The 15698-nt window shown below is 42.1% G+C and carries 14 protein-coding genes; all 14 read left to right on the forward strand.

Annotated elements, in window-relative coordinates:
• Window positions 1–74 precede the first annotated feature (74 nt).
• The 14 genes from MKY93_RS06435 (at window position 75) to MKY93_RS06500 (ending at window position 15602) form a co-directional block, all read left to right on the forward strand.
• On the forward strand, window positions 75–1643 hold the full coding sequence (locus MKY93_RS06435) for an ABC transporter ATP-binding protein (RefSeq protein ID WP_078817728.1): 1569 nt from the start codon (window positions 75–77) through the stop codon (window positions 1641–1643).
• Window positions 1633–2679, forward strand: a complete 1047-nt coding sequence (locus MKY93_RS06440; RefSeq protein ID WP_340758571.1) for an ABC transporter permease — start codon at window positions 1633–1635, stop codon at window positions 2677–2679. Before MKY93_RS06435 ends, MKY93_RS06440 begins: the two co-directional genes overlap by 11 nt.
• Before the next feature lies 1 nt (window position 2680).
• Window positions 2681–3634, forward strand: a complete 954-nt coding sequence (locus tag MKY93_RS06445; protein ID WP_009497329.1) for an ABC transporter permease — start codon at window positions 2681–2683, stop codon at window positions 3632–3634.
• A 411-nt stretch (window positions 3635–4045) separates the two neighbouring features.
• On the forward strand, window positions 4046–5320 hold the full coding sequence (gene yfmF / locus MKY93_RS06450) for an EF-P 5-aminopentanol modification-associated protein YfmF (protein WP_340758572.1): 1275 nt from the start codon (window positions 4046–4048) through the stop codon (window positions 5318–5320).
• A complete protein-coding gene (gene yfmH, locus MKY93_RS06455; protein WP_340758573.1) occupies window positions 5317–6612 on the forward strand; it encodes an EF-P 5-aminopentanol modification-associated protein YfmH in 1296 nt (431 codons plus the stop codon). Before yfmF ends, yfmH begins: the two co-directional genes overlap by 4 nt.
• The gene (gene ymfI / locus MKY93_RS06460) at window positions 6609–7343 is read left to right on the forward strand and encodes an elongation factor P 5-aminopentanone reductase (RefSeq protein WP_009497321.1); all 735 of its coding nucleotides are present in this window, start codon (window positions 6609–6611) and stop codon (window positions 7341–7343) included. Before yfmH ends, ymfI begins: the two co-directional genes overlap by 4 nt.
• A gap of 131 nt (window positions 7344–7474) precedes the next feature.
• Window positions 7475–8269, forward strand: a complete 795-nt coding sequence (locus MKY93_RS06465; RefSeq protein ID WP_009497318.1) for a DUF3388 domain-containing protein — start codon at window positions 7475–7477, stop codon at window positions 8267–8269.
• Window positions 8270–8305: 36 nt separating this feature from the next.
• Window positions 8306–9175, forward strand: a complete 870-nt coding sequence (locus tag MKY93_RS06470) for a helix-turn-helix domain-containing protein (RefSeq protein ID WP_050804631.1) — start codon at window positions 8306–8308, stop codon at window positions 9173–9175.
• Between the two features lie 79 nt (window positions 9176–9254).
• Window positions 9255–9833 (forward strand): CDP-diacylglycerol--glycerol-3-phosphate 3-phosphatidyltransferase, encoded by a 579-nt coding sequence (gene pgsA / locus MKY93_RS06475; RefSeq protein WP_009497314.1) that lies wholly within the window; start codon window positions 9255–9257, stop codon window positions 9831–9833.
• Window positions 9834–9849: 16 nt separating this feature from the next.
• A complete protein-coding gene (locus MKY93_RS06480) occupies window positions 9850–11106 on the forward strand; it encodes a competence/damage-inducible protein A (protein WP_340758574.1) in 1257 nt (418 codons plus the stop codon).
• Window positions 11107–11271: 165 nt separating this feature from the next.
• Entirely contained in the window at window positions 11272–12333 is a 1062-nt protein-coding gene (gene recA, locus MKY93_RS06485; protein ID WP_009497310.1) for a recombinase RecA, read from the forward strand.
• A 484-nt stretch (window positions 12334–12817) separates the two neighbouring features.
• Window positions 12818–14377 (forward strand): ribonuclease Y, encoded by a 1560-nt coding sequence (gene rny / locus MKY93_RS06490; protein WP_078817724.1) that lies wholly within the window; start codon window positions 12818–12820, stop codon window positions 14375–14377.
• 68 nt (window positions 14378–14445) lie between these two features.
• Window positions 14446–15243, forward strand: a complete 798-nt coding sequence (locus MKY93_RS06495) for a TIGR00282 family metallophosphoesterase (protein ID WP_009497306.1) — start codon at window positions 14446–14448, stop codon at window positions 15241–15243.
• A gap of 92 nt (window positions 15244–15335) precedes the next feature.
• Window positions 15336–15602 carry a stage V sporulation protein S gene (locus tag MKY93_RS06500; protein ID WP_009497304.1) on the forward strand — a complete coding sequence of 89 codons (267 nt, stop codon included), beginning with the start codon at window positions 15336–15338 and terminating at the stop codon, window positions 15600–15602.
• The last annotated feature ends 96 nt before the right edge of the window (window positions 15603–15698 follow it).

Here is a 15698-nt window from a genome sequence, read left to right on the forward strand (position 1 = left end):
AAATCTTAGGAAGAAGCTAATGAACATTCTGCTTTGTGCTCTTGAACTCTATTACTGGCAAGGAAGTGATTGGATTGGATTATGTAATTGAAATGCTGGATGTCTCGAAAAAATTCGGAAACTTCTATGCTAATGACCGCATTACACTGCAACTTGAAAAAGGTGAGATCCATGCACTCTTAGGAGAGAATGGAGCTGGTAAATCCACGTTAATGAATGTGTTGTTCGGTTTGTATCAGCCAGACGGTGGTGAAATTCGTGTAAGAGGAGAAAAAGTAGCGATTACCGATCCGAACGTGGCCAATGATCTTGGGATTGGAATGGTTCACCAGCATTTTATGCTCGTTGAAAACTTAACGGTCACAGAAAACATTATTTTGGGAAGCGAACCGACTAAATCCGGTATGCTCAATATTAAAGATTCCGCTAAAAAGGTAGCGGAGATTTCAAAGGCATATGGGCTGGATGTAGATCCTCATGCGAAAATAGAAGATATATCGGTTGGTATGCAACAACGGGTGGAGATCTTAAAAACTCTTTATCGGGGAGCGGATATTTTAATTTTTGATGAGCCGACAGCTTCACTGACTCCTCAGGAAATTGAAGAGCTTCTCAATATTATGCGCAAGCTCGTTGCGGAAGGTAAATCCATCATTATAATCACTCATAAATTGCAGGAAATCATGAGTGTCTCAAACAAAGTAACCGTCATTCGTAAAGGAAAAGGAATTGGGACTGTCATTACAGCAGAAACGAATCCGGAAGAATTGGCGACGCTGATGGTCGGTCGGCAAGTGACTTTCAAGACTGAAAAAGGACCTTCTAATCCAACAGAAGAAGTATTGAAAGTGGAGGACTTGGTTGTCAATGATTATCGCGGGGTTGCCAAGCTAAAAGGGCTCAACCTCTCCGTACGCCGAGGTGAAATTGTCGGTATTGCCGGGATTGATGGCAATGGACAGTCTGAATTAATCGAAGCTATTACAGGGTTAACGAAAGTGAAGAGTGGTAAAGTCTTGATTAATTCTGTAGATGTTACGAACAAAAAACCAAGAAAAATTACAGAAACAGGGATTGGTCATATTCCGCAGGATCGTCATAAACATGGCCTGATACTGGATTTCTCAGTCGGTTATAATGCCGCATTACAATCCTATTATCATGAGCCATTTTCAAAAAAAGGAATAATGAATTATAAAGAAGTGAATGAAAAGGCTAAAAGTCTAATTGAAGAATTTGACGTAAGAACTCAAGGCGTAGACGAATTGGCAAGAGCGTTGTCCGGTGGAAACCAGCAGAAATTGATCATTGGTCGTGAAATTTTGCGTAACCCAGACTTGCTGATCGCTGCTCTGCCTACAAGAGGCCTGGATGTCGGAGCCATTGAGTTTATTCACAGACGTCTGATTGAACAGCGTGACAGTGGTAAAGCCGTTCTTCTCATAACCTTCGAGCTTGATGAAGTAATGAATGTGTCAGATCGAATTTCTGTCATCTACGATGGAACAATTGTGGGCACTGTGACACCGCAAGAAACAAATGAACAGGCGTTAGGCTTAATGATGGCGGGCCATTCGAAAGATGCGGTATCGAAAGAACAGATAGCTGCTCGGAAAGATGGTGATGAACATCATGTCGAATAAAATGATAAATATATTGGTTCCAGTGATATCTATTATTTTAGGACTGTTAGTTGGCGCTGTCGTGATGCTCATCAGTGATTACAACCCAGTTACAGGCTATATAGCATTGTGGAATGGGATCTTCGGGGATTCTTATGTAATCGGTGAAACGATCCGTCAGATCAGTCCTTATATTCTTGCCGGATTGGCAGTCGCTTTCGCATTCCGGACAGGTCTTTTTAATATCGGAGTAGAAGGACAGTTGATTGTCGGCTGGTTTGCGGCTGCCTATGTCGGAATGGCGTTTGAACTACCTAAAATCATTCACTTACCGCTTGCGTTATTAGCGGCTGCAGTTGCAGGAGCGTTATGGGGGCTGATCCCGGGTATTTTAAAAGCAACATTGAAAGTGCATGAAGTTATTGTGACGATCATGATGAACTATATAGCGCTGCATGTAGTCAATGCATTGATAAAAACCATTTCCGGCGGCGGGTTCAAAACGGAAAGGATCCATGAAACAGCATCACTGCGATCTGAATTTTTGTCCAACCTGACCGATTACTCTACATTGCATTATGGAATTTTTGTGGCCTTAGCGATGGTTGTCGTCATGTGGTTTATTTTAGAGAAGACTAAATCTGGATATGAATTGAAGTCAGTTGGGTTTAATGAAAATGCCTCTCAATACGCGGGGATGAATGTTAACAAAAACATCATTTTAGCAATGGTTATTTCAGGTGCATTTGCCGGTTTAGGCGGTGCGATGGAAGCACTTGGAACATTCGGTAACATGTCCTCTATGGGTGGCTTTACGGGCATCGGTTTTGACGGAATTGCCGTAGCGCTTTTAGGTGCAAATACGCCGCTTGGAGTTATTTTCGGGGCTACATTGTTTGGTTCATTGAAATACGGAGCAAACAACATGCCGAATGCTGCAGGGATTCCAGTAGAAATTGTTTCGATCATCATAGCACTAGTTATTTTCTTTGTTGCCTGCGGGTATATTATCCGTGTCGGATTAATTCGTTTACGTAATAAGAAGGAGGCGAAGTAAGATGTTAGATGTGTTATATTTCATCGTACCTATAACGATTGCTTCTGCCGCCCCTCTTATATTTACAGCAATTGGCGGTGTGTTTTCTGAACGTTCTGGTGTAATTAACATCGGATTGGAAGGTCTTATGGTTATGGGCGCGTTCATCGGGATTCTATTTAACTTATTTTTTGCAGAGTCTTTAGGTGCTTGGACCCCATGGATCGCCTTGCTGGTAGCCATGCTGGTATCCGCTTTATTTGCTACATTACATGCTGTAGCGTCTATTTCATTCCGTGCAGATCAAGTAGTATCAGGTGTAGCGATTAACATGCTTGGTCTCGCAATTGCCTTATTTTCTGTTAAAATGATTTTCGGTAAAGGACAGACGGATTTCATTCAGGAGAAAATTCCGAGATTTAACATTCCGTATTTGCAAGATATACCAATCATCGGACCGATGTTTTTTAAACTGGTATATGGTTCTTCGATCATAGCGATTGCTGTAGCATTTATTGCTTGGTTCGTTATTTACAAAACACCATTCGGCTTGCGTTTGCGTTCTGTAGGTGAGCACCCTATGGCAGCAGATACGATGGGAATCAAGGTGACGAAAATTCGCTATATTGCAGTGATTATTTCGGGTGGACTTGCGGGAATCGGCGGTGCAGTCTATTCACAGACTATCACAAATGATTTCGGGCATGCTACGATAAATGGACAAGGCTTCATGGCGCTTGCCGCAATGATTTTTGGTAAATGGCATCCGCTTGGTGCTATGGGAGCCGCTTTATTCTTTGGTTTTGCACAAGCATTGGCAATCAGTTCGTCGAGTATTAAGATTTTAGCTGATATACCAGCTGTTTATTTCCACATATTCCCTTACGTCTTGACGATCTTGGCGCTTGCTGGATTTCTTGGGAAATCTAGCGCACCGAAATCGCTTGGTAATCCGTACATTAAAGGTAATCGATAATAGTTACGAAAAGCTATCTGGGGAAGTCACTCTTCAGATAGCTTTTCTAGGTTTGTTGAGGCTGGACGGCGCATTCAGCACTTGGTTCATCCGGCTTCGAGCGCCAGCCTCTCGGGGTCGTTTCAGAACTGCCAAAAAGGCAAGGAGCGCCTTTCTGTCATTTCTTCCAACGCCTGTCGAGGCTAACCGGCGCTCTCAGCACTTGGTTCATCCGGCTTCGAGCGCCAGCCTCTCGGGGTCGTTTCAGAACTGCCAAAAGGCAAGGAGCGCCTTTCTGTCATTTCTTCCAACGCCTGTCGAGGCTAACCGGCGCTCTCAGCACTTGGGGTTGCGTTTTATTTTCTATTTCAAAAGCTAAAATGTATAGTGAGGATAGGAATTCATATAATAAGGTAAACGAGAGGTGTTTGTATGTTCAATAAAATAAAGTTACAAGACGGCGTTAATTTGTATATACGAAAAACTGAACAATTTAAAACAGTGAATGTCACGATTAAATGGAAGGCTCCGTTAGAACAGAGTGCTGCTTCAGAAAGGACAGTGCTTGCGAATGTATTGGAAGAGTCTAATGAGAAATATCCTACGCAAATTGCGATGCGTAAAGCGTTAGATGAGCTATACGGTACTGTGTTGTATACAGACGTTTCCAAAAGAAGCTCTCAGCACATCGTTTCTTTGTTTGCTGAATGTGTGAACGATGAGTTTTTTGCAGGTGAAGACGTTCTTAAACAGCTTTTCGAACTTATCCGTGCGGTCGTTTTCGAGCCAAAAGCTTCAGAAGATGCATTTGATCAAACGGTTGTAGAAAGAGAAAAGCGTACAGTACGTGATCGAATCCGTTCAGTTTACGATGACAAGACAAGATATGCTCAAAAGCGTATGCTGGAAATCATGAGACCGGATCAACCGGCTTCTATCTCCGCCTACGGTACAGAAGAAGCTGTTTCTGCTATCACCAATAAAAGTCTTCATCAAGCGTATGAAGACATGATTCAGAATGACTTGATCGATATTTATGTAGTCGGAGACATGGATGAGCAAGATATTGTCACGAAAATTAAAGAATCCTTGCCGTTCAAGGCTCGTAAGGTGAATGAACGGCTTGAAGAAAAGCATGCAAATACTTCTGAAGACGTAAGAACCGTCAGAGAACGTCAGGATATGAAACAAGGTAAGCTGCATTTAGGCTTTAGTACGCCAGTGACATTCCGTCATCCGGATTACAATAAAATGCAAGTGATGAACGGAATTTTTGGCGGCTTTGCGCATAGTAAATTATTTATGAATGTACGTGAAAAAGAAAGTATGGCGTATTACGCAAATAGTGCGTTTGCTTCCCAATATGGTATTGTCTACGTGACAGCAGGAATTGATGCAGAACTTGAAAAAAAAGCAGTTCAATTAATTGTTGAGCAGTTAAAGGTGATGCAGCAAGGTGATATAACAGAGTTGGAATTGAACCAAACGGTTGCATTGCTAGAGAATAGTATTCGCAGCTCCAATGATTCTGCACGCAGTCAAATTGAAATATATGACCAATATAAAGAGTTAGACGAGAATTTCACTGCAGACGAACTGATCAGCAAATGGCATTCCGTTACATTGGAAGACGTGAAGGAAATGGCGAACACGATCCAGTTAGAAGTGGTCTATCTGTTGTCAGGCAAGGAGGATGATTCCAAATGAAAGAAGTAGTATTTGATGAATTACAAGAAAAAATTTATACAGAAACATTAGAAAATGGTTTGAAAGTGGTCATTCTACCGAAACGGGGTTATTCTAAAACATTTGTGACGTTCACAACAAAATACGGTTCAATTGATAGAACGTTCAAACCGCATGGCAAAAACGAATTCATAACAGTGCCTGACGGGATTGCACATTTTCTTGAGCATAAAATGTTTGAAAAAGAAGATGGCGATGTGTTCCAGAAGTTTGGTCTAAATGGAGCATCTGCAAATGCTTACACGACCTTTGGAAGGACTGCATATCTATTTTCAGCAACGAATAAAATCAAGGAAAATACTGAAGTGCTTTTAGATTTTGTCCAAGAACCTTATTTCACTAAGGAGACCGTGGATAAAGAGAAGGGGATTATTGCCCAGGAAATTACGATGTATGACGATCAACCGGATTGGCGTTTATACTTCGGTACAATAGAAAATCTCTATAAAGAGCATCCAGTGAAAATTGATATTGCAGGAACAGTAGAATCGATTCAAGATATTACGGCAGAGCATTTATATACGTGCTATGAAACCTTCTACCATCCGTCCAACATGTTGCTATTCATTGTAGGGGCAGTTGATCCTGAAGAAATGATGGCTTTCGTTAAAGAAAACCAATCTAAGAAATCCTTTGATCAGCCTGAGCCGATCGAACGCCAATTTTCAACTGAAACAAAAGGAGCGGATATTCCGAAACGCACGCTTACGATGGATGTATCAAAGCCAAAGCTCAATGTAGGCATGAAATGTACATCTACAGACCAGCAGGGTCAAGAGATGCTTGAGTCTGAGCTATCTGCCAATTTAGTGTTGGACAGTTTATTTGGGCGTACTTCTCCGTTTTATGAAAAGGCATATGAAGAAGGTTTGATTGATGAATCATTCTCTTATGAGTTTTCAATGGAAGAGGGCTATGGATTTGCAATGGTCGGATCAGATACGGAGGAGCCTGAACGATTAGAGAAGTTAATTCGTCAAACGATTCAAGATTCGAAAGAATACTGGCCTGTCAAAGAGGAAGATTTAGAGAGGATGCGTAAAAAGAAAATCGGACAGTTTATGCGTTCACTGAATTCTATAGAATTTATTGCGAATCAATATACTCGCTATGAGTTTAACGAAATGAATTTATTCGATGTAGTGCCGACGTTGGAAAAGCTCTCTATGGATAAATTAAAGCAAGCCTTTTCTATGTTTTCGGATGACAGCAGCTATACAGTATTTGAAGTAAAGCCAGCAGACAACAAATGAACGAAGCGCGTTTTGCACTCGTCTTAGGGGCATCAGGTGGGATAGGGGAAGCGGTTTGCCGACAGTTGGCGGCCGCTGGTTGGTCTCTTTACTTACATTATAATTCCAATAAGCAACAACTGGCTTTATTGTTGAAGGATTTGCAAAAGGACTATCCTAACCTAGAGTTTCTCAGTGTGCAGGCTGATTTTAGATCAGAGCAGGCGGCTGCTGAGCTAGCCTCGAAAATACAAGGATTACAAGCAATTGTCGTGGCAAATGGGCAAGCGGTCGTTAAGTTATTGTCCGATACGACGGATGTGGAAATGGCTGAGTTATGGAGGGTGCATATGCAAAATCCCGCTCGGCTCGTTTCCTTATTATCTGCTAAGTTGCGTAAACATACGGTCTCTTATGTGCTGTTTATTGGGTCGATCTGGGGCAGCGCAGGTGCTGCGGGAGAAGTGATGTATTCAGCGGTCAAAGGTGCACAACATGCTTTTGTTAAAGCGTACGCCAAAGAAGCCGCTTATTCAGGTGTCAGGGTTAACGCCATCGCACCCGGCTGGATCGATACACGGATGAATCAGGAATTTTCATCAGAAGAACGGCAAATGGTCTTGGAACAAATTCCCTTGCTGTCGGTTGGTACTCCGCAAGAAATAGCGAATATGGTCGAATTCTTGCTCAGTGGAAAAGCCGATTATATGACGGGAGAAATCGTTCAGATCAACGGCGGCTGGTATATGTGATCTCGAGAGAGAAGGACGGTTCGTGAAGTCCTTTTCTTTTTTTCTTTTCTTCACTCCGGCTATCCGTTATTATAGAACTAAGTGCAGACTTATGCGTCCTATATAAAGAAGTCAAACGAGGAGAGTGTCGAATGGGAGAATGGTATGTCGAATATGAGATTCAAGTCAATCGGCCCGGCTTGCTTGGAGATATTGCTTCCCTGCTCGGCATGTTGCGAGTGGATATTGTCACCATCAATGGAGTAGATGGCAGATATCGCGGTATGCTTGTACAAACGGATCACGACCAGCAAATTAAACGCTTTGAATTAATTGCTTCCACTATGGATACGATTGTAATCCATAAAATCAGGGAACCTAAATTGAGAGATGTGTTGGCTGTGCGTCACGGACATTATATCCAGCGCGGCACGGATGATCGGAAAACGTTTCGGTTCATTCGAAGTGAACTTGGGATTTTAGTGGACTTTTTAGCCGAAATTTTTAAGCAAGAAGGTCACAAGCTAATCGGTGTACGCGGGATGCCACGTGTAGGTAAAACGGAATCAGTGGTTGCGGCTAGTGTGTGTGCGAATAAAAAGTGGGTGTTTTTATCTTCCACTATGATCAAACAAACCGTGAGAACGAGTATGATGGGCGAAGAATTTTCAAGCGATAATATCTTTATCCTGGATGGAATTGTGACTCGAAAATCATCGGATGAACGTCATATGCAATTAGTGCGTGAAATGATGAGTTTACCTACGATAAAAGTGGTAGAACATCCAGATATGTTCGTGAAGCAATCCGAGTACACAATTGATGACTTTGATATCATTATTGAATTGCGGTCTAGTGTAGATCAAGAAATTACATATGAGATTCTGGAGAAAAACGACCAGATGTCTGATCGCGGTTCAATGGGCGGATTTAATATGTTCAACTAAAGTAAAATGACTTGACGAATTAGGTAGGTGTTAAAATTGACCGGATTAGGTGCTCGCTTGAAAGAAGCGAGAGTAGCGAAAGGGTATACGTTGGATGATTTACAGGGAATCACAAAAATCCAAAAACGTTATCTTTCGGGAATTGAAAGTGAAGATTATAGTATGATGCCCGGTACATTCTATATCCGTGCTTTTATCAAACAATATGCGGAAGCAGTTGATTTGGATGCGGATGAAATGCTGGCTCTCTATAAAGAGGAGTCAGGCGATACTCCAGAAGAAGAGCAAGAAAATATTGCGCCGCCGACACTTCAGCGCAGCGGCGGACTAAAGAGTAACAGCAAGTTAAAAGAAATCATGCCTAAAGTGATTGTAGCTTTGTTCATTGTGATGATTATCGTCATTGTGTACATTTTATTTAGAGAAAAAGCTGCAGAAACACCATTAGAAAAAGATACACCAACGCAAAATGTTCCACTGATCAAAGAAACACCAGGGCAGCCAGATACTGAGAAACCGGTTGACGAAGATAAGAATGCTTCTGAGGAAACACCAGAGGAGCCGGAAGAGCCGATAGAAGAAACAGAACAGCAGCTGGAATTGGAGTCCAGCGCCGGAGAAACTTCCACTTTTACGTTATCTAATTCTGCTGAGTTGAAGTTGGTCATTAAAACAACGGGCGATTCTTGGATTTCCGTTACCGATCAGTCCGGTACAGAAAGAATGCCAGCGCCTGGAGGTAGAATTATGACAGCCGGCGAAACCATTGAAATTGATGCAACTGAAGCGGTAAGTGTGCGAATCCGGGTAGGACGGACAAATTCTACAGAACTGATCGTGAATGATCAAGTGCTCGAATATCCGAATGAACGTCTTACTCAAAATATTATTATTAAAAAACCGTAGCAAAATAGTCATCCCTAGAGATGACTATTTTGTTATTCACAAGAAATTATGACGCTACAGCTGGAAAGGTGGAATTTTTATGAATTTGCCTAATAAAATCACGTTATCAAGAGTATTGATGATACCGATTTTTATCGTTTTCATGGCAGTTGATTTTGGGTGGGGAATTATTAAGATCGGCGGAGTAGAACTACCGATTGAACATTTAGTGGGCGCGATTATTTTTATTATAGCCTCAACGACAGATTGGCTCGACGGTTATTTAGCAAGAAAAAATAACTTGGTAACCAATATGGGGAAGTTTTTAGATCCGCTTGCGGACAAGTTACTCGTTTCCGCAGCATTTATTTTGTTGGTTGAGATGGGAACAGCACCTGCATGGGTTGTAATTATCATTATAAGCAGGGAGTTTGCAGTGACCGGTCTTCGATTAATCTTGGCTGGCGGTGGCGAAGTTGTAGCTGCGAATCAGTTAGGGAAAATAAAGACGGTTACACAGATCTTGGCTATTTCATTTCTACTATTACACAATATATTCTTTGAAGCGATCGGCGTTCCATTCGGTACAATTATGCTGTATATCGCGCTGCTATTTACCATTTGGTCTGGCGTAGATTATTTTATTAAGAATCGTAAAGTATTAGTGGAGTCAATGTGAGGAGTGGAGTGTATTCATGAAAGCTGAAATCATTGCAGTAGGTTCAGAGCTTTTATTAGGACAAATTACGAATACCAATGCAAAGTTCATCTCTGCTAGATTGGCTGAAGCGGGTATCGATGTATATTATCATACCGTCGTAGGGGATAATCCAGAACGTCTGGCTCAATCCATAAGACTTGCACAACAACGAGCAGATATCCTCATTTTCAGCGGTGGGCTGGGACCAACGAAAGATGATTTAACAAAAGAAACGATTGCTCGTGAATTGGGGCGAGAACTGGTTTCTGATGAAGAAGCACTGGAGACGATTAAGCAGTATTTCAAACAAGTCGGAAAAACGATGACTGAAAATAATAAGAAGCAAGCTCTTGTTCTAGCCGGCGCGACAGTTTTGCCGAATCGTCATGGCATGGCACCGGGAATGGGAATTGAAAAAGATGGCAAGCAATATGTTTTATTGCCTGGTCCTCCTCATGAGTTGGAGCCGATGTTTGAGAATGAAGCCATACCTTATTTATTAGGTGTCTATGGCAAACAAGATATTATCTTTTCTAAAGTTTTGAAACTGCAGGGGATTGGAGAATCTGAATTAGAAGTTCGTATTCAATCATTACTGGAAAATCAAACGAATCCTACTATTGCTCCGCTTGCTTCACCGGGCATGGTCAAGTTGCGAATCACTGCAAAAGCGACATCGGAAGAAGAGGCTGAGCAATTGATCTTGCCGGTAGAACACCAAATACGTTCTATCGTGGGCGAGTATATATACGGAGTCGATGAGGATACATTGGCATCGAAAACTACTGAACTTTTACTGCAAAACGATTGGTCTATTTCTGCTGCTGAAAGCTTAACTTCGGGTATGTTTATGGCAGAACTGGGATCAGAGCCTGGAATTGGCAATGCTTTAAAAGGCGGTGTTGTAGTTTATAATAAAGAGATGAAAATTGAACAGCTCGGTATTTTACCGTCTCTACTCGAATACCACGGAATCGTCAGTTCGGAATGTGCAGAAGCTTTGGCTGAAAGCGTTAGAGAACGATTTGCTACTACATTTGGTGTCGGACTGACAGGTGCAGCCGGACCAGAACCACATGACGGTGAGCCGCCAGGAACTGTCTGGATCGGCATTGCAACTGAAGGTATGGCGACTGAATCTTATAAGCTGCAATTATCCGGCTCGCGCAATTCAAATCGTAAGCGTTCCGTGCAGTTTGCATTGCATTATTTAATACAGAAAATGAAAGAGAAAAAAGAATTGAAGTATTGATTTTTGAGGTCTATTTCTCTGTTGAAAATTAATTTCGCCTCGGTTATACAGACTGTTTTTCAATTTCTGACAACAAATTATCGAATACGCGTTCGTTTATTTGTTGTGTATTCTAACGAAAAAAGGTATAATAGAAATAGAAAAAGAGTTGAGGAGGAATTTTAATTGAGCGATCGTAAAGCGGCTTTAGATATGGCATTAAAACAAATAGAGAAACAATTTGGTAAAGGTTCTGTTATGAAACTTGGAGAGAAAACTGACCGTCAAATTGACACTTCATCTTCCGGGTCATTGGCATTGGATGCAGCACTCGGAATAGGTGGCTATCCACGCGGACGGGTGATTGAAGTCTACGGACCTGAAAGTTCAGGTAAAACGACAGTTGCTTTGCACGCTATCGCAGAAGTTCAAGCGAATGGCGGACAAGCGGCTTTCATTGATGCAGAGCACGCGCTTGACCCTGTGTACGCGCAAAAACTAGGCGTCAATATTGACGAATTGCTATTGTCTCAACCAGATACGGGCGAGCAAGCCTTGGAAATCGCGGAAGCTTTAGTACGCAGTGGCGCTGTAGATATTATCGTAGTAGACTCGGTTGCTGCGTTGGTTCCTAAAGCTGAAATTGAGGGTGAAATGGGAGACGCGCATGTCGGTTTGCAGGCACGTTTGATGTCTCAAGCATTGCGTAAACTTTCCGGTGCAATCAATAAGTCCAATACGATTGCAGTATTTATCAACCAGATTCGTGAAAAAGTCGGTGTCATGTTCGGTAACCCTGAGGTGACTCCTGGCGGTAGAGCGCTTAAATTCTATTCTTCTGTGCGCCTTGAAGTGCGACGTGGAGAAGCGATTAAGCAAGGAAACGACATTATGGGGAATAAGACTAGAATCCGGGTAGTGAAAAACAAAGTAGCACCGCCTTTCAGAACAGCAGAAGTCGATATTATGTACGGTGAAGGAATTTCAAAAGAAGGTGAAATTCTAGATCTAGGTGCAGAATTAGAAGTTGTCCAAAAAAGTGGTGCTTGGTACTCTTACGAAGGCGAGCGCCTAGGCCAAGGACGAGAGAATGCGAAAATATTTTTGAAAGAAAATCCACAAATGCGTTCGGAAATCGCGAGTAAGATTCGGGAAACATACGGCTTGGACAAAACCGATTATGTTATTGCGGCTCATGATGAAGAGGACGAGTTAGAAGAGCTTCTCTTGATTCCTGACGAAAAATAATTTTGCAGCTAGAGTCCGCCAATGAAAATTGGCGGATTTTTTCTGCTCCATTATCTAGCCTATTCCCTAGATTCATATGAAATGAAAGAAGCATCGCGGCGCAACTATTGCAAAATAGTTCAGAACCCCCTTCAATTTCCTTCATCATTCCTTGACACAATAAAAATACAACTATACAATTAAAGTGGCGTATTATATATGCCCTACATTGATCAAACCAATGAATTGTTTTTTTGGCAGTATGTTGATTTTAACTTAATTCAGCAAACACTTTGCTCATCTGAAAAGCAGTAAACTGAATGCCAAACAGTCCCGAAACAGCAGGCTTAAACCTGTTGGATTAAGTTAGTGCCTTCGGCGTTTTCACAGTTAATAGGGACATTACTTATCCAGTAAAATTGGTGATGTGAACACAGCCGCCATGGCAAAATTGATAATACGAGCCGACTGAAAAGAAAAGAATAAGCAGGAGGAGGTGACCTCAATGGGTGTTGAAATACTCATCTCCGTTTTGCTAAGTCTCATCGTCGGTGCAGTTGTTAGCTTTTTTATATTGAAAAATGTGAACGATTCAAAAGTGACTGGTGCCAAGCAAACAGCGAATCAAATCGTCGAAGAGGCGAAGCGTGAAGCGGAGTCAGTGAAAAAAGAGGCACTATTAGAAGCGAAAGATGAAACTCACGAACTGCGAATTGAAGCGGAAAATGAAGTCCGTGAGAGAAGAGCGGAATTACAGAAACAAGAAAACCGTCTCTTACAGCGGGAAGAAAACCTTGATCGCAAGGATGATGCGCTCAATAAACGAGAAGCGAGTCTAGAACGCAAAGAAGATGCGCTTTTAGAAAGACAACAGCATATTGAACGAATGGAACGCAAAGCGGAAGAACTTGTTACCGTTCAGAAGACCGAGCTTGAAAGAATTTCTTCCCTTACAAGAGATGAGGCGAAACGTATCATCTTGGAAGATGTGGAGGATGAACTATCCACTGATATTGCGGTCATGACCAAAGAATCCGAACAGCGGGCAAAAGAAGAATCCGAACGTAAAGCGCGGGAAATTCTGTCCCTAGCATTGCAACGATTTGCAGCAGATCATGTTGCAGAAACTACAGTTTCGGTCGTCAATTTACCAAATGACGAAATGAAAGGCCGCATTATCGGTAGAGAAGGAAGAAATATCCGTACACTTGAGACTTTGACGGGCATCGATTTAATCATCGATGATACACCGGAAGCAGTCATTTTATCAGGATTTGATCCGATACGGAGAGAAACAGCTAGATTAGCGCTCGAGAAACTTGTACAGGATGGAAGAATACATCCTGCGCGTATCGAAGAAATGGTAGATAAGTCTAGAAGAGAAGTGGACGAGCTAATTCGTGAAAAAGGTGAACAAACTACTTTTGACGTAGGCATCCACAACTTACATCCGGATCTTATCAAAATACTGGGACGTCTGCATTTCCGTACAAGTTATGGCCAGAACGTCTTGAAACACTCGATTGAAGTAGCTTATTTATCAGGCTTACTAGCGGCAGAACTCGGAGAAGACGTAACCCTCGCAAGACGAGCAGGCTTGCTGCATGATATCGGTAAAGCAATCGATCATGAAGTAGAAGGCAGCCACGTTCAAATTGGCGTGGAGCTGGCAACGAAATATAAAGAACATCCAGTGGTTATCAACAGTATTGCTTCACATCATGGTGATGAAGAAGCGACTTCTGTCATTGCCGTACTCGTCGCTGCAGCAGATGCACTTTCAGCCGCAAGACCAGGTGCTAGAAGTGAGACATTGGAGAATTATATTAAACGTCTGCAAAAGCTTGAAGAAATCTCCGAATCGTATGAAGGCGTTGAAAAGTCATTTGCAATCCAAGCGGGACGTGAGGTTCGTATCATTGTCCGTCCGGAGCAAATCGATGATATTACAGCACATCGTCTGGCGCGAGATATTCGAAAACAGATCGAAGAAGAATTGAACTATCCTGGGCATATTAAAGTAACGGTCATTCGGGAGACCCGTGCAGTAGAGTATGCGAAATAAAGAATAACTAAGTAAACAGCTTCCGGTTCGATTGGAAGCTGTTTTCATTTTGGAAAGAGGTTTTTTTGATGAAAGTAATTTTTATTGGGGATATTGTAGGGTCGATGGGGCGAGAAATGGTAATAGATTATTTATCTCGCCTGAAAAGAAAATACCAAGCAGATGTGATTATTGCAAATGGTGAGAACGCAGCTTCCGGAAGAGGGATTACGAAAGCAATCTATCATGATCTATTGCATGCAGGCGTGGATGTGATCACGATGGGTAACCATACATGGGATCAAAAAGAGATTTTTGATTTTATTGATGAGGTCGATTATTTGATACGCCCCGCTAACTTTTCGGAGCAAGCACCCGGCAAAGGCATGACCACAATAACCAAGAATGGTGTAACGCTTTCGGTTATTAATTTACATGGCCGAACATTTTTACCTCCCCATGACGATCCGTTTACCAAAGCGGATGAATTGGTAGAAGAAGCTCTAAATTTATCTCCATTAGTCTTCGTCGATTTCCATGCGGAAGCTACAAGTGAGAAAATTGCTATGGGCTGGCATCTGGATGGCAAAGCATCTGTTGTAGTCGGCACACATACCCATGTGCAAACTGCAGATGACCGAATCTTACCAGGTGGCACAGCGTATTTGACAGATGCAGGGATGACTGGACCATATGATGAAATACTGGGCATGAGAAAAGAAGACGTACTCTATCGCTTCCATACAAATTTACCTACTCGATTCGAAGTTCCGAAAAAAGGAAGACCGCAACTCAATGGCTTATTTGTGGAACTGGATGACAAGACAGGAAAAGCTCTTAAAATCGAACGAATCCGGATTAACGAAGACCATCCATTCATAAACTAATCTGAATGGTGTCTAAATCCTCTTTACCTATCATAGGATGACTTATGGAATACACTCTTTCCATAGACATTGCAAAATAAGGAGGAAATATCGTGAGTCCCTTGAAAGTATCTTCCCGATCAAATCCGAACTCTGTAGCAGGTGCGTTAGTTGCTGTGATTCGTGAACAAGGCTATGCAGAAATCCAGGCAGTAGGAGCAGGTGCATTAAACCAAGCAATCAAAGCAGTTGCTATTGCAAGAGGATTTGTCGCGCCAAGCGGTGGGGATCTAATTTGCGCCCCTGCCTTTACTGATATCGAAATCAATGGGGAAGGGCGGACTGCGCTTAAACTTCTCGTTGAAAAAAAGACTCGTTAATAGAATTTCCAGAAGATCATGGCTAAGTCGCCATGGTCTTTTTTTCATGACAAACAAGCAACAATTTGGCCCTTTACTGTCATATCCGCCAAAAGT

Origin of the sequence: Sporosarcina sp. FSL W7-1283, from assembly GCF_038003105.1 — a bacterium.
Classification (GTDB): domain Bacteria; phylum Bacillota; class Bacilli; order Bacillales_A; family Planococcaceae; genus Sporosarcina; species Sporosarcina newyorkensis.

Bases quoted from the DNA above. Each gene is read 5' to 3' on its own strand.
- pgsA (WP_009497314.1), top strand. From the start codon at position 9,255: ATGAATTTGCCTAATAAAATCACGTTATCAAGAGTATTGATGATACCG.
- MKY93_RS06480 (WP_340758574.1), top strand. From the start codon at position 9,850: ATGAAAGCTGAAATCATTGCAGTAGGTTCAGAGCTTTTATTAGGACAA.
- MKY93_RS06495 (WP_009497306.1), top strand. From the start codon at position 14,446: ATGAAAGTAATTTTTATTGGGGATATTGTAGGGTCGATGGGGCGAGAA.
- MKY93_RS06440 (WP_340758571.1), top strand. From the start codon at position 1,633: ATGTCGAATAAAATGATAAATATATTGGTTCCAGTGATATCTATTATT.
- MKY93_RS06465 (WP_009497318.1), top strand. From the start codon at position 7,475: ATGGGAGAATGGTATGTCGAATATGAGATTCAAGTCAATCGGCCCGGC.
- yfmF (WP_340758572.1), top strand. From the start codon at position 4,046: ATGTTCAATAAAATAAAGTTACAAGACGGCGTTAATTTGTATATACGA.
- MKY93_RS06445 (WP_009497329.1), top strand. From the start codon at position 2,681: ATGTTAGATGTGTTATATTTCATCGTACCTATAACGATTGCTTCTGCC.
- yfmH (WP_340758573.1), top strand. From the start codon at position 5,317: ATGAAAGAAGTAGTATTTGATGAATTACAAGAAAAAATTTATACAGAA.
- rny (WP_078817724.1), top strand. From the start codon at position 12,818: ATGGGTGTTGAAATACTCATCTCCGTTTTGCTAAGTCTCATCGTCGGT.
- ymfI (WP_009497321.1), top strand. From the start codon at position 6,609: ATGAACGAAGCGCGTTTTGCACTCGTCTTAGGGGCATCAGGTGGGATA.